Here is a 20,154-nt window from a genome sequence, read left to right as displayed (position 1 = left end):
TAATGATTATTTGAGATATCACTCATTATTGCGCGATGGCCGTAGGGTAGGGAGGAGGGGTGAGTTCCGATGATGCAAAGACATAGTTAGTAACTAGCTCGCAGTGGCTAAAGCGTGAGCCGTATATTGTGCTGGTAACGTGGGCAAGTAGCTGCAGTAGCTGCTATGTAAAATACTAGGTAAGCTTTAGATTGGCTCATCAGGCCTGCTTATATCATTAATATCTGGCTCAGGCGTGGCGTCTTTTTTAACTTGATATGCCATCTCGCTATTCAAAAATAATAAAATTTGCTGGTACATATTCCCACGTTTTATCTTGCCAAGTACGCTGCCATCTAAATCAACCAGCTCAACCAACTCATCATATTCGTCAGCTGGCGTCGGGGAGTTACTGACTAAATTACCTATATCAGTTTTGACATAGTCGCCATTGCTGTATTAGTGATACGTTCAAGCGAAAACATTGCTGATTTCACACCATCTTTTGGATTGCGTAAAATTATGCGGCATTAGCTTACCTCCTCATCTATATAAATAGTTACAGTAGCGCCATCTAACCCAACAGCATCAGCGCCTTTTTTAATAATAATATTGGAGTCGTCTGACTCGACTGTAAATTGATATGCGGGTCGCACATCGTTTTGATAATATGTCACGGCATCGGTAACTGCTTTGACTGACAACTCTGCGATGTTTGTGACACCATGTGCTGCGGTAATCGTGCTAGAGCCACTACTAAATGTTTTATCTTCTAGCTTACGCCATGCTCGATTATAGCTTGCATTGCCAGCGGTGATTGATGTTACCGGTAACCTACCAGATAAGTCGGTAGTAACTATTTTTTTGTCATCACCGACTATGTTTTCTGCTGTAATTTCTGAAAAGTAAACTCCAGATATTAATGTCTGGTCTGTCTTATTACCGCCGTAGTTTAATAAGGCACCAATTTTTATATAAGCTGTACCGGGAGGAAACTGATTCGACGTCGCGAGAGGGCTTTTATTAATCGATCCGACTATTCCATAGCCCTTTATCCATTTATTTGGAATCGGCGTACCGACTATATTTGATGGATAAAAATACCTACCACCAGCTAGAGTGTATGTACTTATTACTGTACCGGCAGGCCAACTACCGTCATTGGTTTCAGGGTTGTACAGATCCCAGGGTGTATTTAGTAATATTGTATTATCATCATCATCGATATTGTCGTTATCGTATAGCGGTGTATAGCTACGAGTAATATTTCGAGTATATGTTGCCGCCGGCCATGCATACCCCTTACTGTTGACATATCTGTGTATTTTTATATTTCTTCTCGCGGCCTCAGAATTACGCCATCCATTTACTGACTCTAGATGTATGACAGTGTCTTGAGGTTTCAGCGGTGCAACTAATGTAGTCACAGTCTCGGCATGGTATGTGTAATGATATGGAGCTATGCGAAGCTTATCTATATCGTACGCAACAATCCCAATGTACGCTCTTGGTCCATCACCATTGATTGCTTTTAGTGACATCTCTACTTTATAGTACTTGTCAGCTATCACTGGTATAAACTCATCTGTTGTTGTAGTCCAAGAGTGGCGTCCGGTATGTAAAAAACTCCCGCCGCCTACATAAGTATCTTGAGGATAAAATTCAAAACTAGCAAAATTATAGTTATTGTTCATCAGTCCAGTACCGTTAGTCACAAGATTCATCCCGCGACTTTGCACGGCTAATGAGCTGTAAGTCTCATCAGAGGGCATGACTTGCCCATCTGCAGTGCCGACATCTTTAAAAGCCGCTGTGCCAAGCCTGGTCATCACCTCCTGCAAGCCTTTGATGTCATTGCCGATGGCAACAGCAAGTCGTTTTATCTCATTAAGCCGAGACACTATTACGCTCCCGTTTTCGCAGTATTGTAACCAGCCACGAAGTCATAATCAGGATTGCCGATGCCTAGATTGTTGCAGCCTTGTTGTTTTTCGGCAGTGGTAAAGGTCTGCGCTGCATCAACGCGCACCCGCTTGGCCATACCTCTTGCAATCTCAGTAGCAAAGTTTGGGTTGTTGCCCAGCACATCCGCAAGCTCGCCTAGGGTGTCTAAGGCTGCACCTGCGTCACCTGTCAGCTCATTCTTAAGCTCATTTCTAGCCTCAAGAATGGCATCGTAAACTTTATCAGCAGACCAGACGACAGTAGTCGCGCCATTGGTAGCGGAGTCGTCAATCTTAGCGCCGCTTGACTGACTTGCAAGTTCACGGACTTCGTTAATTGCTACAACCAGATTTTCTTTAGCCGCCGTGGTTAGTTCTGTTAAATCTCCGTCAGCTTCTATTAGAGCTTTAACATCGCCCCCAATGGATTTGGCAAGGGCGATAATGCGTTGATTGAGTGTCATGAAGTTATCCTTTAGCTAGTAAATAATGAGCTATAAAGTCAGCATCTTTTACGTCAGTCGGTGTAGCCACCAGCTTGCCGTCGGTGCCGACGTATAGAGTGTTTGGTATGTCATTGCTAATAAGCTCAGACGGTCTTAGGGCCACAGGCACGAACTTACCCATCTTGATTGACGTTTTACCCAAAACCTGTAGGCTACCTGTGAGTGGGGAATGCTTTTTTACAGTCAGTATTAGCTTGGCCATATCGGCTCCTTAGCACGATCTTAACGGGGTCTTAGCGCGGGACAGTCACACCATTGATGATATTGAGTTTAAAGGTCTCGCTGGCGATACGCCGATTGTCTCGCTCAAATAATACGTCGCTTTTATAGGTGCCAGGCGGATACCAGTCTTTAGTCGGTACTAGCATAAAGCGACCATTAACAGCATCTATCATCTCGACCGCAAACTGATCAACACGCGTATTGCCCATAGAGAGCAGGTCAGCAGTGATATCAATGTTCTCTAAGCTAATAGGTGCATCATCGTTTTCATCGTCGACATACTCGCAGTCGATGTAGACGGACTCGTATTCTTTAAACTCAATTTTGTCTGTGTTAAAGTGCATAGATGTTCCATAATTTGATTAATGCGAATGACTGCGAATGACGACTACCAGCCGTCATGACCACCACGGCCTACATATTCTCCACCGAAGCCGATTAAATCATCCCACGCCTCACGCATCTCATGGCTTATCTCATTAGAGCTGATAGGCACAGGCATCCACTCCATTTCAGGTGTGGGGCTTTTACTGGCATAGTCGCAGAGTAGATGGGCGATACCACTATCGCCGTGGCGCTTGCTACCAGTTGAGCTAGTGGTGCGCTTAGCTGGTATCCGTGCCACGCCCTTAATCTTAGTAAATAATAGATGGTCGTCACGGATATCACGATCAGCCGGCATATCTTCAATCGTGCCATCGGTCAGACAAGCGCCAAAGTGCGGCGTATGCTCGGCATACCAGCCCTCGCTTAGCTTGACCGCATCGATGCGATGCGCGCCAAACTTCACTTGCAGCGCCTCAGCCAGATACTCACCATTCCCGCCCGCATCATTTGCGCCCTGGTTAAACCTTGGCACTCGCTCGATGACATGGATACAGATGCGCTCTTGTTGTTTATACGGCGTCTTTTCCATCTCTAGTACAAACGGACAATAGCGAGCTAAATTCAGCTTTTGCGCCTGCCACCACATCACACAGGCATCACGGTGACGGGCAAAGTCCAGCCCGTAATAATGCGCGTGGGTTGCGTCAAGCATAGACAGCACAGGGTCGGCTTTAGCGTCAAGCCACTCATCAACATGCACATTTCTAGCGTCTTCAGTCCAGGTCTCAAAGCCTTTAGGAGCCACAAAGCGGATCACAGGCCGCTCGTCATTTTGCAGCTTCTCAAGCTGTCCCATCGTCAGCCAGCGGCCAGAGCCTTGGGCAGGTATCACGTCCAGCTCTTCTTCAGCATCATCCCCATAGAACTTATAGACCTCAGCCATCCAAGCGGCCTCCTCTACAGGATCGTAAGGAATGCCACGGCGCAGACACACGCGTTGATACAACCCTTGCTCGACCGCCTCGCGAAAGGTGGTCTTATGCACCGTGCCGCTACGCTTACCCGCTCGTACCTCAGTGATTAGGTCATTAAAAGCGTTCTCATCTCCGTTATGGGTAGAGATAATCCGGACTTTACCGCCCCAGATTAGTAGTGCCAATGCTGCTTTGATTAAGCCTGCAAGATCCTCGTGAAAGGCCGCTTCATCGAGGACCACGATACCCTGCTTACCACGTAAGTTGGAGGGACGAGACGATAGGGCGGTAATCCGGTGTTTAGAATTAGGAAAACGGATTGTATACATCTTGATTTGTTTATCACCATCCTCCCATAGTCCTTCCTTAATCTCACTCGCCGCATGATTGTATGAGCGCGCCCACATCGCGCATGCTTCGATAAACTCCATGGTCATATCTTGGTTATAACCGACGTAATAAACGTTCTGGCCGCCAGCCGATTTATCTGCTGCGGCAATCAATGCATCATCTGAGGCTTCAGCCCACGTGATACCAATACGCCGCGACTTCTCGGCTATTTTTAACTGGCTATCATCAGCGATCCAAGCTTGTTGATAGGTCAGCAGTACCGCTGGCGCAGGCAGGTTAGGGGTAGACTCAAGGAGGGGCGGACTTTTTATCTGACTCATTAATCTGCGATTCCTAAGATAGCGCGCCGAATCTCTTGTACGGTGTCACCAGACAGCCCGCCTTTTTGCGCGATATCGGTTACCGCCTCAGCGGCTCTTTCCGCCTTATCGCGCACTTCAACCTGCCACTTTTTCTGGTTGACGGCAGCTTTTGATAGCTCCGACACGCCTTTACCTATCTTAGCTAATGCCGCCATGCGCTCTAACGGCTTACCGTCGTCATCGAGCTGTTGCAGCTGCACGAGGGCATTAAAAAACTCAGACTGCATCATGGTAATGACAGATGACGATAGCGCCCCTGCATCATCAGGATTTCGCTCCGCCATATAGATGGCGGCTTGCGTAGATAGGCTCACGGCCTGAATTTTCTGCTCATGCTTTTTGCCAAATCGGTGCACGCTGGACTTGCTGATCTCATAGCCAAGCTGGGTCAGCCAATCTGTCAGCTCTTGATAGTTTTGGAAGCCTGAGTCCTCAAGTCGAGCTTTGAGTAGTTCAAGATGCTCAGGGGTCAGTTGGTCGATAGCGCTTTCACGTCCCATGATTAACCCCAGTACTTCTCTGGCCGTGCGATACCAGCATGGCAATCAGCGGTATACTCCACCACGTCCACACCAATGCTGCTAAGGCAGCCATGCCAGTGACCAGTAGGGTACTTAGAGATTTCTACCAGATTGAGGCCGTCCAGATAATCCAGCTGGGTGTGCAGCTCTTTGGGGGTAGCATCAGGATAGATACAGCGCACCACATCGAGCAGCAAGGTATCTATTGCACCTAGCGGCCGCGCTTTATCTAGGGCGTTCAATAGGTGCCAGCGCATACCCTCACGGCGTGCTTTCAATATGTCCATTAATTTCTGCCTTCCACTTTCAGATTAGTGATCAAATTTTGTACGGCATCCAGCTTGGCTTCTACCACAGTAAATGAGCGTATAAAATCTTCTTTAGCGACATAGTCACGTGGCAGTTCGCCCTTTAATATTAGTACCTCGCGGTCTAATTTGCGGATGGCTTCTGATTCGCGGCTCATCTGGTTTGACAGTTTGCTAAGCTCATCTTTTAGTCCGTCGTCCCGCTCTTTTAATACAGTCTCAAAGCGGCTAAAAAATGACTTGCCGCTGGCATAGATAGAGCCAATAATTGTGATAGCTAGACCGATAGCTTGATAAGCCTCCAATTCCAATATCATCATTTGCCCTCGTGATGTTGCTTATCAAAGTATTGTTGACACTCAGAGCAGTGCTTGGTTGATGGCACAGCCTGCTTACGGCAGGCATCAATAGCATCATCGCAGTCAATACAGATGCTCACGGCGTTAGGCACAAGTACAGGAAGTTTTGACAGCGCTGCATTGAGATAGCACGCTGCCGAGGCATTGCCATAATCTATCGAATCACCCACGACCACCGCCTTGCTTAATCGGTTGGTCAGTTATTAATCGCAGTAACGCATTAATCAGTGCAACGGCTGTTGCTAGTACGCCGTACATCTCAGCCGACGTATACTGCTCAAGCGTAGGCGCTACTGTCGTTAACAGACTCGCCAAGATAAATATCAAGTTAAACCAGATGGTCTTGCTCTGATACCAGTGCTTACTATCGTTAGGCGGCTTCACTTCCCGTTTTTCTATAAAAGGTCTGACCGGAGGCGTCCCCCCCTTTCCCAAAGGGGGGTTAGGGGGAATTTCTAGCTCGTGACTAAATCGGTTATTCATACTATTCACCACTTAAGCTTCAGATTTCGGTTGGCTATAGTTACCGCGAGCGTAGCATGGCAAGTCATAGCGGAAGTTATACGGCAGTGAGGGCACACCATTACCACGCGCAGGCCATACAAAATGGCTAAAGCGACTGCGCGGGTAGCTGGCAATGCTCACCTGATTGTTTTGGTTACCTCCAATGACCACCAGTCGATTATCGCTAATTTCACCAATCACAAAGCAGACGTGGCCGCCACCTTTACGGCTCATGACACCAAGACAGCCATAAGCTGGTTTTTTTAGGAGCGTGCCACACTTAGCGTAAGCCTTTGCTCGATACCAGTGGCGGGGAATAGATCGTCCACCAGCGGTTAGACAGTGCGCGGCGAACACCCCACACCACGGCGTCTCATCATCTCGCCACCAAGCCCCTAATGCGATCAGCCAGCGGATAATGATGTGGCTATGACGCCAGCCGTGTATTTCTTTTAGGCCGATATACTCACGTGCTTCTGTAAGCCATTTAGGATCATTAGATAGATTGCGATTAGACATAGATCACTCGGTATTAGTTAATAGACCGAGTGTCGCAAGATTGAACCTTCAGTGGCATGGGGCTGAGTTCCGATGATGACTGTAGGCTGACTATCAGGGGACTAAAATAAAAAACAAGACACAAAAAAGCCGTTAGATACGCCAATATCTAACGGCTTTAGTGGGGGTGCACTTTATTGGTCAAACAGCTGAAGCTGTTGCCGTTTATACGCCGCTCGGGCTTGTTCATTATAGTACTGTTCTATAATCTTACGTACCGTGCGCACATGCAAATTATATGCTTTTGCCAGTGCTGATTTATCAGTACCAGCCTCATGCTTTTTAATCATCTCAGCATTGCGCGCGGCGATTTTTTTAGCTTGCTGCATGGGTATCGTCAGTATATCGCCTTGCCAGTAGTGACACAGGCGGCGCGCCGTCTCATCTCCCAGTAGCTCTGACAGCTTATGATCAGCGGCGCGAGATGGCTCTGGAATATACAGCTCTTGACCACGATATTCAGCGACCAGCTTATCAGCCGCATCGACACCGAGCAGCATGGTGAGGTCTTGATAAGTCTTGGTGACTCGGCTATTCATTATGCTTGATTGCTCTCCATGTTTGACTTGGCCTGCTTTTGCGCGTGTTTGGTCAGTGCCGTGACGACACCACTCAGTTGACGCGCACTACAAAATGTCAGTTTATCGATGCCATACATCTGCTTAGCGATAGCATCGGCATATGACCATGGCAGTTTGCTATCGGCCAGTAGCGCCTCTATCTTGTCGATCAAGGGTTGTTTGGCGGTAGCAGCGTCTGGCTTATAGGTCTTATGCTTTTTCGCAGGTGTCACCTTAAAGCCATGCGACTCCATATGTTCGACCACTTTACGCAGCTCTAAGGCAGAGCAATCTTTACTCGAAGCTTTACCTGTCACCTGTTCAAGTACTGCGCGGTAAGTACCATCATCCAAAGCCAGCTGTTTTTTGCCGATATGTACCAGCTGCATCATCTTTTTTTTCTGCGCAGAATAGGCCATCGGTCAACCTCACTTTAATAATGTTTATGAACAATCCTAACAAATATAGAGTGTTTAGAGTTATCCACAGGCGGGGTTTTTAAGATGACATAAACAAAAACCCGCCAATAGACGGGTGATTCAAATTTAATTCAATTTATTCGGATGGGTAGACGGTTAGACTGCCATCTTCATTTACTTCATAGTCTGCGGGGGAGAATCCCGCATCGAGAGCGATAGACTCAATATCTATATCGGTGTCCATATCAGCTACTAAGGCGTTACCTAGGGCTAGCACAATCAAACTCACGAATCCAATACCTCCTGCTAACTGATAGTAAGTTAGCCGCCCATTAGGATTGCCTACATCGTTTATACTAAACCAAGCAGGTTTAAACATAGATATGATTAAGCACGATATTAGGCTAATAATGATCACTGCTATTATTAATAATGTTATTACTAGAGCTTGGTAAGACATGCTAGTTACCTATGATTTGATTCTATTCAGTACAGCATAATAGTAACTAATAAAAAACTCGCTGATCATCGGGTTTGTATCATGAGAATTAACGACTAGGTATCGTTCGGTAATTAGAAAGATTTTAGTATTGGTATGGAGTTACAGAGTTGAAATACACTATAAACCATTACAGCACAGGTTATATAAAACATAGTCCAATACAGATATGATTGTTTATCAGCCAATAGTAAAATTTTTGTCTTTTCAGAATTCCATTGATCTAGCATACTAGTTGGTAACTTATCGGCTTTATCAAAATTCTTAACTTCATTCTTAATATGCTCCAGAACTGTCTTTTGCGAGTCTAGTGCAAAGTAACATATGATGCTATAAGCTAAAAGTGAGGTATACACGACCCATTGGTTAGTAGCTAATTCACCTTTTAATATGACTGGCACAGCTGCTGCTATTGGTAGAGCAAGGACTTGTGATAGTACTTTGGATATACTGTCATTAACTCGATTTACGAATTTTTCGCTATTATCCTCAAGTTTTTTTACAAACTTTTCATATTTAAAGTTCTCAAGGTATATTCCATACTGACCTCTTACTGATTTATCAATGAATTCGATATTGCTTAAAAATTCTAAGAAATCTACATTCGAAGGAAAAATATCAGACAGCACAGTCGTCAGAATAGATCGTTTCTGATCAATATGTCTACTTGTAGATTCATCCTCCATCCATTCACACAGTTTATTGATCAGTACAATATTATTTTGATTGACATTTGCATATTCTCTAAGAGTAGTCTCAAACCTAATTGAGCTATCGCCTACATCATAGCTCATCTCTACAGTCTGCTTACCGACAAAAATTAACTTCTTATTAGTACGATCTAAATAAGCAGATATTCTCTCTAAGCTTATCAATAATTTCTTAATAACATTATAAGACAGTATCAGCTTAGGTTCGGTTGAGTCTTGAGAACAATAATCTATATCTGCTACATAATAAGGCACTTCGTTAATATTACTAGTTGAAAATATTGATCGAAAGTCTGCTTTAATAAAATCTTGAAAAGTCCTATGCAACCTACCTAACTGTGGTTGAGGAGGGCCAATATGAAGCTTTATCTTTTCTCCAATTTTTGCCTCGCCTGTTTCGATAAAGATAGATGTATCTTCAAAGATTTCAGTATTAGTAACTGCCGTAATTAAGTCAAGACTACATTTATCCGAAATACAATAACTGACTGTATCAGAGTGGGCCAACCCCTCAGAGTTACGATATACTTGTACAAGTTTTATAAATAAATCTTGCATTAACTTCTATCCCTTCTATTAATCCCTCTTTCTGAAAGGGTTTATCAACGCTGGTGGTGGATTGTGGAAAATAATCTTATTATTCACAGGATCTACTTCTACATCACCTGAATCCCAAGCCGTTACATCAAATGATATACTCCAGTGCTTGGTCTTACACGCATATACTCTTAGCGCTTTTAAGGGGCGTTTATCAGGTATAAAACCATCTGATATAGGTAAGTTGTTTAATTTTCCATTCTCTTCAAGACTATCAATTAAATCTTGCGGTTCACTAGGCCATAGCACATTAGCAAATACCTGTAGTGCAAAAGGAGTTGACTCATTGGCTAGATCTTTCAAATAGACCTCTGCTTTATTTTTAAAAGCAGTTAGATCGTCCAAATTGAGATTCTGTTCTTCTCCAAACTTCTCTATATAGCTGACTAAAGCCCGAGTCTCTGCTAAAGGTCTGGATGTATTATTGCAACCGATAAACTCTTTAAAATAAGCAGATACATCACCTTTACCTCTTAAAAAGCTAATATAACGAGTGTCGCTTGATTCATCTAACCAGTCAGTGAGGTTAATTCGTCCAGCAAACCTTACATTTTCATAGTTAAGTGCTTCAACCTGAGCTAAATCCCAATCTTTAGCTATATAAGCAACTTTTTCACTAAGTATGGCAATGATTAAATAGTCTTTATTTTCTTCTTCATAATGAAAAAAGATAACTACGCCGCCTTTTGTAAAAACTTGACTTTTACTCTTATTCATAAGCACACGCATTAAATGCTCTGTCGCTTTATAAAAATCATCATTTTCTGTGAGGTATGTTCTTAGTATTTTGGGTGTTTGATAAATATCCTCATCTTCCTCGAAGACTCCATAGCTTTTCCCAGCAGTGCTATGATAACGGTCAATAAGTTCCTTAAGTAGTCCTGTAGTAGACTCTTTTTCAGGCAGTTCCTTATTAGGGTTAAGGACAATAGAGACATTATCAGTTGAACCCTGTTCTTTGAGAAGAGCGTGATAGGTAATACGTTTAATCATATTTATTTCCCTTATTCTAACATTTAAAATATTCATTCTTTGAATAACTAACCAGCCGACGACACCAGTTGTCGTGTTTAGAAATTAGTTAAAAAATTAAAGTTTATGAATATATTTATGAGCATTTCTTTCTTTTAATTAAGATACAATAAAATAACTTGTTTTTTAAAACAATTACAAAAAAAACTCACCTTAAAGGTGAGTTTCTATGTAATTTATTCAATACTTATTCACTAATTAGTGCGATTGCATAAGTCTTTATACCCACCTCACACATTACTAAAATCAAGCGCGATCTGCTGATACTTACCATGCTCATCGCGCTCATAAAACCGAATGTACTCCTTCGTATCAGTCACCTGAATGGCATTACTAATGGCTTCCATGGCATCCAGCCACTTATCATCACTGATATCTAAGCTTCGCAGGCTTAGCACACGGTGCGTGGATATTTTGCCTTCTTTGTCCACCTGAAAGGCTTGATTGATAATGGCTTTGATATTGTCGTTACTGTTTGCCGTCCATTCATTCAGACACTCATCGATAAGCTTCTTTGCAACCTGCAGACGCTCATCAAAGACGATATTCTCACTGACGGCCAGCTGGACTTTATAGCGACCATCGTAGCTAAGTAAGGTAGTATTGCCCTTCTCGCCGCCGAGCTGGACCTTGTACTCAGTAGCTGACAGCGCAACAAAATCATTAAAGCTGGCAAACAGCGCCGCCTTAGCGACCTTCATATCATCTCTGAGTTTCTTTGCCACAGCCGCCATTTTCTTAACTTCTTCATCGCGCAGCTTATCGATAGGTTTTACTTTGTCGATAGGGATTAGATGACCTTTTGCGTTTGCCATGTAGCCTTCAGGTACTGTTTGGATTTCATTTGTCATGGTCTTGTTCCTGTTATTTAATTTTATTGATATGTCATTAGCTTTTCTTTGACTACTCATTTCTACTCTCCTTCAGGCCGATGCTCGCAGCCCTGACAAGCTCGCCAGTGCCGCAGTTGAGCAGGGTTATGGGTCGGGGCGGTGTCAAGTGCATGATTTGTGCAGTACTCACGTTTGACGGTGTGTTTTGCATAAGGGCATAGCACCTCTTTACGATAGGCCACATAAGCCTCTGCGATGGTTTTGGTATCACCGATATAGTTGCCGGACAACGCAAGGCTCAAGCTAGGGCGGGCGTATTTAATACGCCGGGCGATCTCAGCATAAGAGATCTTACGTTTAAGCTTCTCCTCATGGCATGCCTCTATCCAGTTGTCCAAGGTCACCGGATAATGGGTCCAGTGTTTCTGGTTGTCAGAGTTTTGACACTCCACAGTTTCATCAATATTAATAGCCCCTATGACAGCCATAGCAGACCTCCCAACGCCAATAGTGCCATTAAGATGATCAGCGACAGTCCCAGCAGCCGATACAGCTGCTCCACATTGCGTTTGAGCAGAGTGATGTCATTACCAGTCTGCGTCTCAAAGGTAGGTAGGCGCTTGATAGCCGCTTGGCGCTGCGACTCAGCCAGATACTCATCGACACCAGGTGTGCGAGTGGCATCAATCATCGCTTTAATGGGGGCTGTATCACGCGTGGTCATTCTGTGGTTATTTTTAGCGCCGCAATCTTGACAGTCACACATGATTCGCCTCCTTGTTTTGATGAGAGGGGGGTAGGGGTGTTTGAGGGTCGAAGACGATTAAGCCTAAGTTAGCGTCATAGACTTTCTTGCCACGCTTGATTTGTGGTGGCTTAGGCCCAGTGTTGACACGTAAGCGGTAAACAGCGAGTTTTTTAGATCGACCAGGCTCGCGAAGCTCTAGATAGCCAGCGAGGTACAATTGACGCAGATACTGGCGCACAGCACTTAGTTTGAGCGTTAGCTCAGGGGTTGAGCCACTAGCGAGGATTTGATTGGCATTAAAGGTTTGCAGGATGCGAGCAGTACGCCAGACTACCTCATTCATTGAAGGTGGGCGAGGCTGGCCGTGGCTGTCGAGGTTGGGCGGCTGCTGGCCGATATCTCGAGCCAGCGTATAGCGATAAGTAGGCAATTTAAATTTACGGGAGATCTCTTGGCGGTGTACATACCCTGCCTCAAGTAGTGTCAGTAGCCACGCCTGAGCCTTATAGTAGCTCACCCCTGTGACAGTGCGGGGTATATCACGGATCGTAATACCATCGGTTTGGGTGCGTAGCATATCCCAAACTTGCTCATACTCGCTACGTACGATCGCATGAGTCTGAGCGCTATTTAATAACTCATTGTTAAAGTAGCAATGGCTGGTCGAGCGAGATTTTTTGGTAGCTAAATCTATACAGCCGGTATTTATAGTAGGTTGACAACAACACATAATTTTTATCCTTAAAATGATCGAGGTTTAGGAGAGACGCCTGTGATAAAGCCGCGCGGCAGCAGTTGGTCGATATCGGCCATTGTCACCGAGCGCATACCACACTCAAGCGCCCGCTGTCCCAGCATCTCAAGATTAGTACAAGTTCGGCGCGTGGAGCCGCGAACTGCACCTACCAGCTGCTCTAATACTTGTTCGTCAATGGCTACCTTAGGCGCGTATACAGCCGCCAGTAGTGCAGCATCGTTGGCCGTCGCAGGCTGAGCTGGTACCCAGCTGTGCACGCGGCCGTGAAAGCGCTCCCAACGTTCAAGTTTTTTGGGTAGTAGCTCCTCACCGATGACCAATATCGTGCCTTGGCTTGACTCATAGATGTCACGTACCATTTCGACTTTTGGCCCAGTGGCAAGATGGTCAAACTCATCGATGATCAACGGCCGACCACTCTTAGCCAGCTCCTCAGCGATTTGACCCAGCATCTCGCTAGCCGTTTTAGCGGCAGGGATAGTCATCTCACGCAGTACAGACTGCAAAAAGCTCTTTTTAGTGCCCACGCTCGTCGCCTGCACGTAGTACGCGCGGGTTCGGTTAGCGATATAGCTTGCCGCTACGGACTTACCATCGCCTGATCGGCCATAGAACACACCGATACCAGGTAAGCTTGGATGTCGGCTCTGTATCCGCTCGATGGCTTCGTAGCACACCGCCACGTTGGTGACCTGTGCCACACCTACAGCGCCAGACGTGGCAGCTGAATTGACATTACTTTCTAAATCACGCATCATTTAATCTCCGGTTGAGTACGTGTTACTTAATCAGACGGTGGGCATTGCAGTGCCCGCCGTCACCTATTTAGGGCTATTTAATAGCTAGCCCCACTTCATAAAAGGCGTAGTTCCATAGTCAGCTTCATGCTGAGCACGATACGCCTTCATTTTGATATCGAATATTTTTGACTCTGGATACAGCTCATAAAAATCTTGGTCAGCTCTATCTAGTAACTCACCTGCACTGACTTGTGCCTCTAGCTTCAGCCAGCGCCGAAAGCGATCATCTTGGGATTCAGCATCAGTTTGCACAGATTGTGGTGCAGTCATAGGCTCAGGCAATACTGTTTTAGTAGGCTGATAATTCACCACCTCAGCAGTCTGAGCCTCTTGTATCAAGCGCTCATCCCAAGCTGCTTTTGCTTTCTCAATATCCGCCTCTGGCAGTCGCTGGCTATCCACATGCTCAAGCACCTTATGCGGCTGCAAATTCTCCAGCACCTCATCACGGTGCGCGTCTACCCGTCGTAGCTGACCAAGTGCCCGTTTTTCGCGAGCATCGCCGAGTGCTGATTGAGCAAAATAAGCGACCTTATTGGCCTCAAACTCAGCCACAGCGACGAGTCGATGCGTCGCATCACGCACCCACACCTTGCTGCCATCATGGATGTCATAGCCGACCATCATCATCTCGCCGTGGTATTGCTCAAGCTCTTTTGAGAAGTATTTATTATTGAATAAGTTAATCTCACCGCGTAGGCATTTGCGCGTCACATAGGGTCGATACAGATCATCACGCTCAGCTGCCGATACCAGCATCAGCTCATGACCAGCGGCGGTCATGGCGGCGACTTGTTCATCCCACATCACTTGAGGCGTTAAGTGCTCCTTTCGACCCACAATTTTGTTATAGCGACGGGGCAGGCTACTGTGTGGCTCATTGTTATAGGCAACCACAGCGGCAGCGGCCAGCTCCAAGAACTTATTCCAGTCCAGTAGCAGCTTAGATTCTCCAAACTCTTTGACCTCTTTTCGTGTTTTTTTGAATACTGCCTGTTTGGCTTGCCGATCCATATCTGCGCCTATATAAGTAGGCAGTTTTTTAGCCAGCCTGATCCAGATTGACTTGTGCACTCGCTCAATAGCCCCGCGAGCTTGCGAGTTGTAGGCGATAGAGTGGCGCACCTCGGTACCAAGACGGGTCATCAGGCCGTACGACTCATCCTTTATCATCGCGTTCTTATAGCCTGAGCCGTTATCAACATAGAATATAGCTGGGATACCATAGTCGCAGGCGGCGCTAGATATCGCATCAAGTACGGCAAGGCCGCTCTCAGCGAGGTCTATGCTATAGCCCACCACCATTCGAGTATGCACATCGAGCACAGTGGTGATCTCAGGCCGAAATGGCCTACCAGTATCGGGATGCGACACTTCTGCGTCGAAGGTATGGCCGTCAGCGGTATATACATCGCTCGGTAGTAGTACTGTCGTATCACGGCGAACAAAGGGCTTAATATTCTTAATCTCTCGGCTACCCATGCGGCCACGTTCACGCTCGACGCTGCCCAAGTGGTTCGTCAAAAAGTATCGGGCTTGATGGTAACTTGGTATCTGACCACCGCTATCAGCCATAATGTGTTCTATACGGCGCATGACCTCCGCCAGTTCTGGTTTAGCGGGATCGCTCCACAGCTTAAGCAGTATCCCTGCCCAAGGTGGCATGGTGGTTTCGCGCGCTTTGGGGGCAAGTTGCGCCACCGCGCTGGCATTGTCAGATGCTTCAGCGGTCTCAAAGTCTTTAATCCAGTTAAACAGCGTCCGGCGGCTCACCGTCGCTTTGCCACCTTTACCGCCGCTTTTAGCATTGGCCTGTTTTAGTGTCGCCGTCCAAGTTGTATCGAGGCGACCCTCACGACTGGCGCAAGCAAAGCCTTCGACAGCTTTAGTCTTACCGGACAGCTCCGCGAGCTTTAATACATGACGCACGACAGCGAGGCGTGCAATAGCACAATCGCGTTGCCAATCAGCAAGCAAAGTAGGTGACTCGATCTTGATGGGCGCACTCTTAAACTCAGCGACCGCACCGCCTATATCAGCCTTATCTGCCAGCTCGCCAAGCTTTTTAGCTTTTACAATCTCAAACAAATCGTCGGGCAATTGATATTCTTTACGAACACCCGCTTTACCTGAAGCAGTCACTTCAACGTAAGTCCAAGCATGTTTCTTTGCGTATTTATCCATTCCACGACGTGTCTTTGGGAGACCCGCAAGCTTAAAGTTCATAATTTCCGTCATTGCGAACTGATTTTTCATGACAACATCTCAGCAACCGTGGTATATTTGTCCGCATACCTTGGTCTAACGCGCTTGCCGTCCGTAGTCCAGCGGGTAGGGAATAACAATTGCACAGGTATATTGAGATGTTCAGCGATGACCACCTCCCCTTTGGTAGAAGGCTCTATTAATGCCTTACTGGCTGAATTACTGGCAATTCCCGCAGCTCTACATAATTCCGCCAAGGTGACGCCTGTCTTGCGTACAGCAGCCTTTATATCCTCAGGGTGCCAGCTGCCATCATCACATTGGGTAAAGCTTTTTAAGACTGGGTATTGTTCATAATTCAACATAACATGGACCCTAATTAGTCGAATTGACTAAATTTTATACTGAGTGATTTAGAAGTTAGGTTCGTAATTTATAAACAATATAGTTCATAATTAGTTCTATGTAAAGAGTTCAATACTAATTTTATGAACTTATTTAGAAAATTATTTTTAAACTTATAAATATCAATAACTTATAAGTACTGAACATATGGAGTTTCTTTTGGAATGAGTTCACTACATGAAGATAGTTCTATGGAACTAAACACGCTCTTAAAACAGCGGTTATATGAATTGATGTCAGATGATGAAAAAATTCATCCTTTTTCTTTTGCTGAAAGAGTAGGTTTAAGTAAATCGACTTTTCATAGTATTTGGACTAAAGGCAGTACCAGTATCCATAGATCAACGGCTAAAAAAATAGCCGACGCCACGGGTGCGGACATCGACTGGGTGCATAAAGGCATAGGAAAGGCTTACCCACATGAAGGCAGGGTGGTGAAGCCACTTCAGGACGTGCCTATTAGCCAAGCCAAAGAGCATCTACTTAATAGTATATTTTTGCCTAAAGACATGAGGACGCTAAATCAAAAGCTAACTGATCATCTACAAGCACGGTCGGAGTTCAACCCTGATTATATAGTGGATGCACTAGACATACTTGATGAAGTCGAGGGTTTAGCAGATTTCCAGATAGACAATCATACTAAAGCGGAATTAATAATTCAGATTTGTGGTTTACTAAATAGCGAGGATGGCAAAGGCGCTAAAAATGCCCTATCAGCGGTTATGAGAAAGGTCTTAAAAGCCAGCTAACTGACACTCTAACACCTAAGCCGAGCATAAAAGTAAGCAAATCCTTTTGCTTTAATAGAGACATTCAAGTAAAAAGTTTATGCGTCATATAGTGTCGTGTAACTGACGCTTATCATTGTTGATCCCAGTGTTAAGCCGTACTATAAAGCCTCTGTTTAATATATTTAACAAGGAGGTGACATGACACCATTCGTACTACACCGTAGCGCAGCAAAACGTGCACAGACTCAGCAATCTTGCCACGATACCAGTCCCAAGGCGGATATTCAGGCACAAAAAAAGGACATAGCCACATATCTCAGCGCCAATGCCCATCCTAATTTCAACACTTCCCTTACATTATCTGATGCAGTGGGTAAGACGATCACCCTCAAATGCAACACCAATAACCCGACTGCACTACTCGATATAGCGATGGCATATCTGAGCGACTAATCTAGTGCAGAATAACTTACAAACCCTAAGTCTATATTATGATTTTGTCCACTTTAGTGCAGAATAGATTCAAACAGACTAATTCGGCCATGATGGAAGTCATCTCCTGAAGACCCTCAGTTATTGGCTTTCTATCCCACTTCTTCCCATCTCATTCCATCCTGTCCCATACCTCTTAGTGCAATATAAAGTACTAATTCACAGCCACTATCTAAACGCCACAACCTCACCACTAGTCAAAACTATCTCTCCACTCTTAATCACAATCTTAATACTCTCTGGATTTCTCAACTGAGCTGGCGCTAGCTTATTGGCTAGGTCTTGGGGGATAATCGCAACGAAGCCCCCAGTTTTATTCGGCGGGATGGGTGGAACAAACTGCGTCAGAGGAACGCTAATGGTAGGAATGTTGGCGTTAGACGATATTGGAGAAGCTGCCAATGAGGTGTCATTAGCAGATAATTGCAGCTTTAAAGTGCCCCTAAAGGTCTTGATGTCACTATCGCCAAGATTTAAGAGGGATAGCTGCCAACGTTGTTCAGGGCGATAGTCATCTTGTGGTTGCGCTGTAAGTGCTGCTTCTGCTAGGGGCTCTGAGACGGAATTGTCAGTACGGTTTGTAAGGCTAGGGTCTGATGGGCTGTTGTTATTTTTGGCTGGAGTAGTAACAGCGATAGGCGTCACAGGCGGTAAAGATACCACCGTAATAGGGTAGTGCTCAGCTAAGGTTAACGGCTTACCCGTGGGGTTGAAAGGGTTCAGCTCCTCATAGCGGCGCTGTTCTACAATGGCTTTACTGATTAAGAACTCATGAGGGGCTTTGGTAATATCGGTAGCGACATTATATTTCTTGACGAGATTATTGATGAGCTTTCGAGTCTCATCCGAGGGTTCAGGGGTCTGATATTGGATGCGCTTGACGTAATTATCTATTAGCTGCTGCTCTTCTTCACTTAGCTTGTCTTTCGTGCTACCTAGCTGATGCTGCCATGAGCCACACGCATCACATAGAACGATATGGTGCTCTCTTGGGTCACTAGGCGCTGGGGCGCAGCCCGTTAAATCTATTATACTTAGTGTTAAAATTATCAAAAGGAGGGCTGATTGAATCAATACAAACTCACTCCCAAACCTGTGTAAAGATTGAGCACGTCGAACCGTCATCGATATCTGCCTAGGATAGTATCCTGACTAGAGCTACCTAAATAGCGACTAGATAATCACTAAATAACTTTTAAAAAACAACCACTGACTAAGGCCTGTTGAACATTCACCACACGCTTATAAATCAGCTTAAATTTGCGACTGTTTTTGCCTACAAAGATGAATGTTCAATAAGCGCTATTAATATAATCACTAAACACAAAACAATTAGAATAATAGGGCATTGATGGCCATAGCTTTAGCACGTTAATCTACCACTACTGGTTCAATAGTGATTCGTTCGGGCAGTCGCTACTGACAGCAGCAATGGCTTCATTGATAATCTTTTCACTAACACCTTTACTACGCAGCCTTTCGATAAACACCTCGTCATGCGCTAAAGTGTACTCTTCATTGTCCCGGTCAAGTCCCTGACGAATGTACAATCGAATCAATCCCTGAATACGTTTAAATCCAAGCTCGCTTGAAGTAGATTCGAGCATACGAATCATGTCTTCGGTAAGACGAACGCTAACAGGCCGACTGATCTTCTGTGGATGGTCAGAGAATTTATTTTTTATTTTAGGATGAATCATAATAAGCCACAATCAAATTAATGTCAGAAAAAGTAAGTCATAATGAACGGTGTCGCCATACTTTAAGAATGCCGTCACTCTTAAGATACATCAAAATACGTTGAATGAACACCGACTAAATGTGCATTATCAAGCCAAACTTGTGATAAATAAACAGCCACAGTACATAAAGTCGATATAAAATAACGTGCATAAAAAAAACCTCCATCAAATACGATGAAGGCTTTATAACGCTATTGGCTAGCGGAATATGGCTCCCCAACCTGGGCTCGAACCAGGGACACACGGATTAACAGTCCGATGCTCTACCAACTGAGCTATTGGGGAATAACTGGTCTTAACGATAAATGCTGATAACCAGCGTTTGTGTTAAGTGGGGCGTATTTTAGCCAAGCTATAGTAAGCTGTCAACCCTTTGTGGTGAATTAAAGTAAGTTTTTGTGATTACTATTGATTAACTGCAATTTTAAACCATAAGCTCTATTCAAGCTCTAATACCAAAACCTTATAGCTAGGCTCATTGATGACTTTAACTACTATGTTGGCAAAGGTACGTCGAAGTCAAGCGACAAGGAGTGCCAGTTACAAGGGCTATATTGTTATAGGTTTTATCTCTCTTCGGCAGGTATATTCCGCGAGATGGCTAAGAAAGCCAAGCACATCAAAAAATCAATTAAAAATAATAACTGGATCACTTATCAAAATGAAAACCCCGCTTCACAAAGCGAGGTTATTCTATAAGTATTACT

General features: G+C 44.9%; 27 protein-coding genes and 1 tRNA gene. 2 read left to right on the top strand and 26 right to left on the bottom strand.

Going from position 1 to position 20,154, the window contains the following annotated elements; translation table 11 throughout:
• Positions 1–509: 509 nt before the first annotated feature.
• The 23 genes from EGV92_RS13455 to EGV92_RS13345 form a co-directional block, all read right to left on the bottom strand.
• Positions 510–1,880 carry a hypothetical protein gene (locus EGV92_RS13455; protein WP_131669822.1) on the bottom strand — a complete coding sequence of 457 codons (1,371 nt, stop codon included), beginning with the start codon at positions 1,878–1,880 and terminating at the stop codon, positions 510–512.
• Between the two features lie 2 nt (positions 1,881–1,882).
• A complete protein-coding gene (locus tag EGV92_RS13450; protein ID WP_131669821.1) occupies positions 1,883–2,386 on the bottom strand; it encodes a hypothetical protein in 504 nt (167 codons plus the stop codon).
• A gap of 4 nt (positions 2,387–2,390) precedes the next feature.
• A complete protein-coding gene (locus EGV92_RS13445) occupies positions 2,391–2,630 on the bottom strand; it encodes a hypothetical protein (protein ID WP_131669820.1) in 240 nt (79 codons plus the stop codon).
• Between the two features lie 31 nt (positions 2,631–2,661).
• Positions 2,662–2,994, bottom strand: a complete 333-nt coding sequence (locus EGV92_RS13440) for a BppU family phage baseplate upper protein (protein ID WP_131669819.1) — start codon at positions 2,992–2,994, stop codon at positions 2,662–2,664.
• A 44-nt stretch (positions 2,995–3,038) separates the two neighbouring features.
• The gene (locus EGV92_RS13435) at positions 3,039–4,622 is read right to left on the bottom strand and encodes a hypothetical protein (RefSeq protein ID WP_131669818.1); all 1,584 of its coding nucleotides are present in this window, start codon (positions 4,620–4,622) and stop codon (positions 3,039–3,041) included.
• The gene (locus tag EGV92_RS13430) at positions 4,622–5,164 is read right to left on the bottom strand and encodes a DUF3486 family protein (protein WP_131669817.1); all 543 of its coding nucleotides are present in this window, start codon (positions 5,162–5,164) and stop codon (positions 4,622–4,624) included. Before EGV92_RS13430 ends, EGV92_RS13435 begins: the two co-directional genes overlap by 1 nt.
• A gap of 2 nt (positions 5,165–5,166) precedes the next feature.
• Entirely contained in the window at positions 5,167–5,472 is a 306-nt protein-coding gene (locus EGV92_RS13425) for a hypothetical protein (protein WP_131669816.1), read from the bottom strand.
• A complete protein-coding gene (locus tag EGV92_RS13420) occupies positions 5,472–5,813 on the bottom strand; it encodes a hypothetical protein (RefSeq protein WP_131669815.1) in 342 nt (113 codons plus the stop codon). The genes EGV92_RS13425 and EGV92_RS13420 overlap by 1 nt, the downstream gene beginning before the upstream one ends.
• Positions 5,810–6,022 carry a TraR/DksA C4-type zinc finger protein gene (locus tag EGV92_RS13415; RefSeq protein WP_165525630.1) on the bottom strand — a complete coding sequence of 71 codons (213 nt, stop codon included), beginning with the start codon at positions 6,020–6,022 and terminating at the stop codon, positions 5,810–5,812. The genes EGV92_RS13420 and EGV92_RS13415 overlap by 4 nt, the downstream gene beginning before the upstream one ends.
• On the bottom strand, positions 6,015–6,335 hold the full coding sequence (locus EGV92_RS13410) for a hypothetical protein (RefSeq protein WP_131669813.1): 321 nt from the start codon (positions 6,333–6,335) through the stop codon (positions 6,015–6,017). Before EGV92_RS13410 ends, EGV92_RS13415 begins: the two co-directional genes overlap by 8 nt.
• A gap of 12 nt (positions 6,336–6,347) precedes the next feature.
• The gene (locus tag EGV92_RS13405; RefSeq protein ID WP_131669812.1) at positions 6,348–6,875 is read right to left on the bottom strand and encodes a TIGR02594 family protein; all 528 of its coding nucleotides are present in this window, start codon (positions 6,873–6,875) and stop codon (positions 6,348–6,350) included.
• Positions 6,876–7,048: 173 nt separating this feature from the next.
• Positions 7,049–7,453 carry a Mor transcription activator family protein gene (locus EGV92_RS13400; RefSeq protein WP_131669811.1) on the bottom strand — a complete coding sequence of 135 codons (405 nt, stop codon included), beginning with the start codon at positions 7,451–7,453 and terminating at the stop codon, positions 7,049–7,051.
• Positions 7,453–7,893, bottom strand: coding sequence for a gp16 family protein (locus tag EGV92_RS13395; RefSeq protein ID WP_131669810.1), 441 nt, complete (start codon positions 7,891–7,893; stop codon positions 7,453–7,455). The genes EGV92_RS13400 and EGV92_RS13395 overlap by 1 nt, the downstream gene beginning before the upstream one ends.
• Positions 7,894–8,029: 136 nt before the next feature.
• Positions 8,030–8,272: a hypothetical protein gene (locus EGV92_RS13390; protein WP_131669809.1), complete on the bottom strand. Its 243-nt coding sequence runs from the start codon at positions 8,270–8,272 to the stop codon at positions 8,030–8,032.
• A gap of 194 nt (positions 8,273–8,466) precedes the next feature.
• Positions 8,467–9,660 (bottom strand): hypothetical protein, encoded by a 1,194-nt coding sequence (locus EGV92_RS13385; RefSeq protein WP_131669808.1) that lies wholly within the window; start codon positions 9,658–9,660, stop codon positions 8,467–8,469.
• Between the two features lie 18 nt (positions 9,661–9,678).
• The gene (locus EGV92_RS13380; RefSeq protein WP_165525629.1) at positions 9,679–10,692 is read right to left on the bottom strand and encodes a nucleoid-associated protein; all 1,014 of its coding nucleotides are present in this window, start codon (positions 10,690–10,692) and stop codon (positions 9,679–9,681) included.
• A 269-nt stretch (positions 10,693–10,961) separates the two neighbouring features.
• Entirely contained in the window at positions 10,962–11,582 is a 621-nt protein-coding gene (locus tag EGV92_RS13375) for a DUF3164 family protein (protein WP_131669806.1), read from the bottom strand.
• 62 nt (positions 11,583–11,644) lie between these two features.
• Positions 11,645–12,052 carry an XRE family transcriptional regulator gene (locus EGV92_RS13370; RefSeq protein ID WP_131669805.1) on the bottom strand — a complete coding sequence of 136 codons (408 nt, stop codon included), beginning with the start codon at positions 12,050–12,052 and terminating at the stop codon, positions 11,645–11,647.
• Positions 12,040–12,330: a hypothetical protein gene (locus EGV92_RS13365; protein WP_131669804.1), complete on the bottom strand. Its 291-nt coding sequence runs from the start codon at positions 12,328–12,330 to the stop codon at positions 12,040–12,042. The genes EGV92_RS13370 and EGV92_RS13365 overlap by 13 nt, the downstream gene beginning before the upstream one ends.
• Complete coding sequence (locus EGV92_RS13360; protein WP_131669803.1) at positions 12,323–13,042, bottom strand: hypothetical protein; 720 nt, start codon at positions 13,040–13,042, stop codon at positions 12,323–12,325. The genes EGV92_RS13365 and EGV92_RS13360 overlap by 8 nt, the downstream gene beginning before the upstream one ends.
• An 11-nt stretch (positions 13,043–13,053) precedes the next feature.
• Complete coding sequence (locus tag EGV92_RS13355; RefSeq protein ID WP_242678759.1) at positions 13,054–13,827, bottom strand: AAA family ATPase; 774 nt, start codon at positions 13,825–13,827, stop codon at positions 13,054–13,056.
• Positions 13,828–13,911: 84 nt separating this feature from the next.
• On the bottom strand, positions 13,912–16,125 hold the full coding sequence (locus EGV92_RS13350; protein ID WP_131669802.1) for a Mu transposase C-terminal domain-containing protein: 2,214 nt from the start codon (positions 16,123–16,125) through the stop codon (positions 13,912–13,914).
• Entirely contained in the window at positions 16,122–16,439 is a 318-nt protein-coding gene (locus EGV92_RS13345; protein ID WP_131669801.1) for a helix-turn-helix domain-containing protein, read from the bottom strand. The genes EGV92_RS13350 and EGV92_RS13345 overlap by 4 nt, the downstream gene beginning before the upstream one ends.
• A gap of 231 nt (positions 16,440–16,670) precedes the next feature.
• Between EGV92_RS13345 and EGV92_RS13340 the strand changes: the two genes are divergently transcribed.
• Positions 16,671–17,231 carry a helix-turn-helix domain-containing protein gene (locus tag EGV92_RS13340; protein WP_131669800.1) on the top strand — a complete coding sequence of 187 codons (561 nt, stop codon included), beginning with the start codon at positions 16,671–16,673 and terminating at the stop codon, positions 17,229–17,231.
• 180 nt (positions 17,232–17,411) lie between these two features.
• Positions 17,412–17,666, top strand: a complete 255-nt coding sequence (locus EGV92_RS13335; protein ID WP_131669799.1) for a hypothetical protein — start codon at positions 17,412–17,414, stop codon at positions 17,664–17,666.
• A gap of 207 nt (positions 17,667–17,873) precedes the next feature.
• Here the strand turns inward: EGV92_RS13335 and EGV92_RS13330 are convergent, their stop codons facing one another.
• From EGV92_RS13330 to EGV92_RS13320, 3 genes are all read right to left on the bottom strand, one after another.
• Positions 17,874–18,758, bottom strand: coding sequence for a hypothetical protein (locus EGV92_RS13330; protein WP_131669798.1), 885 nt, complete (start codon positions 18,756–18,758; stop codon positions 17,874–17,876).
• 329 nt (positions 18,759–19,087) lie between these two features.
• A complete protein-coding gene (locus EGV92_RS13325; RefSeq protein ID WP_131669797.1) occupies positions 19,088–19,405 on the bottom strand; it encodes a CopG family transcriptional regulator in 318 nt (105 codons plus the stop codon).
• A 251-nt stretch (positions 19,406–19,656) separates the two neighbouring features.
• Positions 19,657–19,732 (bottom strand) — tRNA-Asn (locus tag EGV92_RS13320).
• Positions 19,733–20,154 lie beyond the last annotated feature (422 nt).

Origin of the sequence: Psychrobacter pygoscelis, from assembly GCF_004335015.1 — a bacterium.
GTDB lineage: Bacteria > Pseudomonadota > Gammaproteobacteria > Pseudomonadales > Moraxellaceae > Psychrobacter > Psychrobacter pygoscelis.
Note: the sequence above shows the minus strand (reverse complement) of the source record. Positions and strands in the feature narration are given on the sequence as shown.

Coding starts and splice junctions, on each gene's coding strand:
- EGV92_RS13365 (WP_131669804.1), bottom strand. CDS start 12,330: ATGTGTGACTGTCAAGATTGCGGCGCTAAAAATAACCACAGAATGACC.
- EGV92_RS13360 (WP_131669803.1), bottom strand. CDS start 13,042: ATGTGTTGTTGTCAACCTACTATAAATACCGGCTGTATAGATTTAGCT.
- EGV92_RS13395 (WP_131669810.1), bottom strand. CDS start 7,893: ATGGCCTATTCTGCGCAGAAAAAAAAGATGATGCAGCTGGTACATATC.
- EGV92_RS13410 (WP_131669813.1), bottom strand. CDS start 6,335: ATGAATAACCGATTTAGTCACGAGCTAGAAATTCCCCCTAACCCCCCT.
- EGV92_RS13405 (WP_131669812.1), bottom strand. CDS start 6,875: ATGTCTAATCGCAATCTATCTAATGATCCTAAATGGCTTACAGAAGCA.
- EGV92_RS13325 (WP_131669797.1), bottom strand. CDS start 19,405: ATGATTCATCCTAAAATAAAAAATAAATTCTCTGACCATCCACAGAAG.
- EGV92_RS13355 (WP_242678759.1), bottom strand. CDS start 13,827: ATGATGCGTGATTTAGAAAGTAATGTCAATTCAGCTGCCACGTCTGGC.
- EGV92_RS13420 (WP_131669815.1), bottom strand. CDS start 5,813: ATGATGATATTGGAATTGGAGGCTTATCAAGCTATCGGTCTAGCTATC.
- EGV92_RS13450 (WP_131669821.1), bottom strand. CDS start 2,386: ATGACACTCAATCAACGCATTATCGCCCTTGCCAAATCCATTGGGGGC.
- EGV92_RS13370 (WP_131669805.1), bottom strand. CDS start 12,052: ATGGCTGTCATAGGGGCTATTAATATTGATGAAACTGTGGAGTGTCAA.
- EGV92_RS13390 (WP_131669809.1), bottom strand. CDS start 8,272: ATGTTTAAACCTGCTTGGTTTAGTATAAACGATGTAGGCAATCCTAAT.
- EGV92_RS13430 (WP_131669817.1), bottom strand. CDS start 5,164: ATGGGACGTGAAAGCGCTATCGACCAACTGACCCCTGAGCATCTTGAA.
- EGV92_RS13445 (WP_131669820.1), bottom strand. CDS start 2,630: ATGGCCAAGCTAATACTGACTGTAAAAAAGCATTCCCCACTCACAGGT.
- EGV92_RS13340 (WP_131669800.1), top strand. CDS start 16,671: ATGGAACTAAACACGCTCTTAAAACAGCGGTTATATGAATTGATGTCA.
- EGV92_RS13350 (WP_131669802.1), bottom strand. CDS start 16,125: ATGAAAAATCAGTTCGCAATGACGGAAATTATGAACTTTAAGCTTGCG.
- EGV92_RS13385 (WP_131669808.1), bottom strand. CDS start 9,660: ATGCAAGATTTATTTATAAAACTTGTACAAGTATATCGTAACTCTGAG.
- EGV92_RS13400 (WP_131669811.1), bottom strand. CDS start 7,453: ATGAATAGCCGAGTCACCAAGACTTATCAAGACCTCACCATGCTGCTC.
- EGV92_RS13435 (WP_131669818.1), bottom strand. CDS start 4,622: ATGAGTCAGATAAAAAGTCCGCCCCTCCTTGAGTCTACCCCTAACCTG.
- EGV92_RS13375 (WP_131669806.1), bottom strand. CDS start 11,582: ATGACAAATGAAATCCAAACAGTACCTGAAGGCTACATGGCAAACGCA.
- EGV92_RS13335 (WP_131669799.1), top strand. CDS start 17,412: ATGACACCATTCGTACTACACCGTAGCGCAGCAAAACGTGCACAGACT.
- EGV92_RS13345 (WP_131669801.1), bottom strand. CDS start 16,439: ATGTTGAATTATGAACAATACCCAGTCTTAAAAAGCTTTACCCAATGT.
- EGV92_RS13425 (WP_131669816.1), bottom strand. CDS start 5,472: ATGGACATATTGAAAGCACGCCGTGAGGGTATGCGCTGGCACCTATTG.
- EGV92_RS13440 (WP_131669819.1), bottom strand. CDS start 2,994: ATGCACTTTAACACAGACAAAATTGAGTTTAAAGAATACGAGTCCGTC.
- EGV92_RS13380 (WP_165525629.1), bottom strand. CDS start 10,692: ATGATTAAACGTATTACCTATCACGCTCTTCTCAAAGAACAGGGTTCA.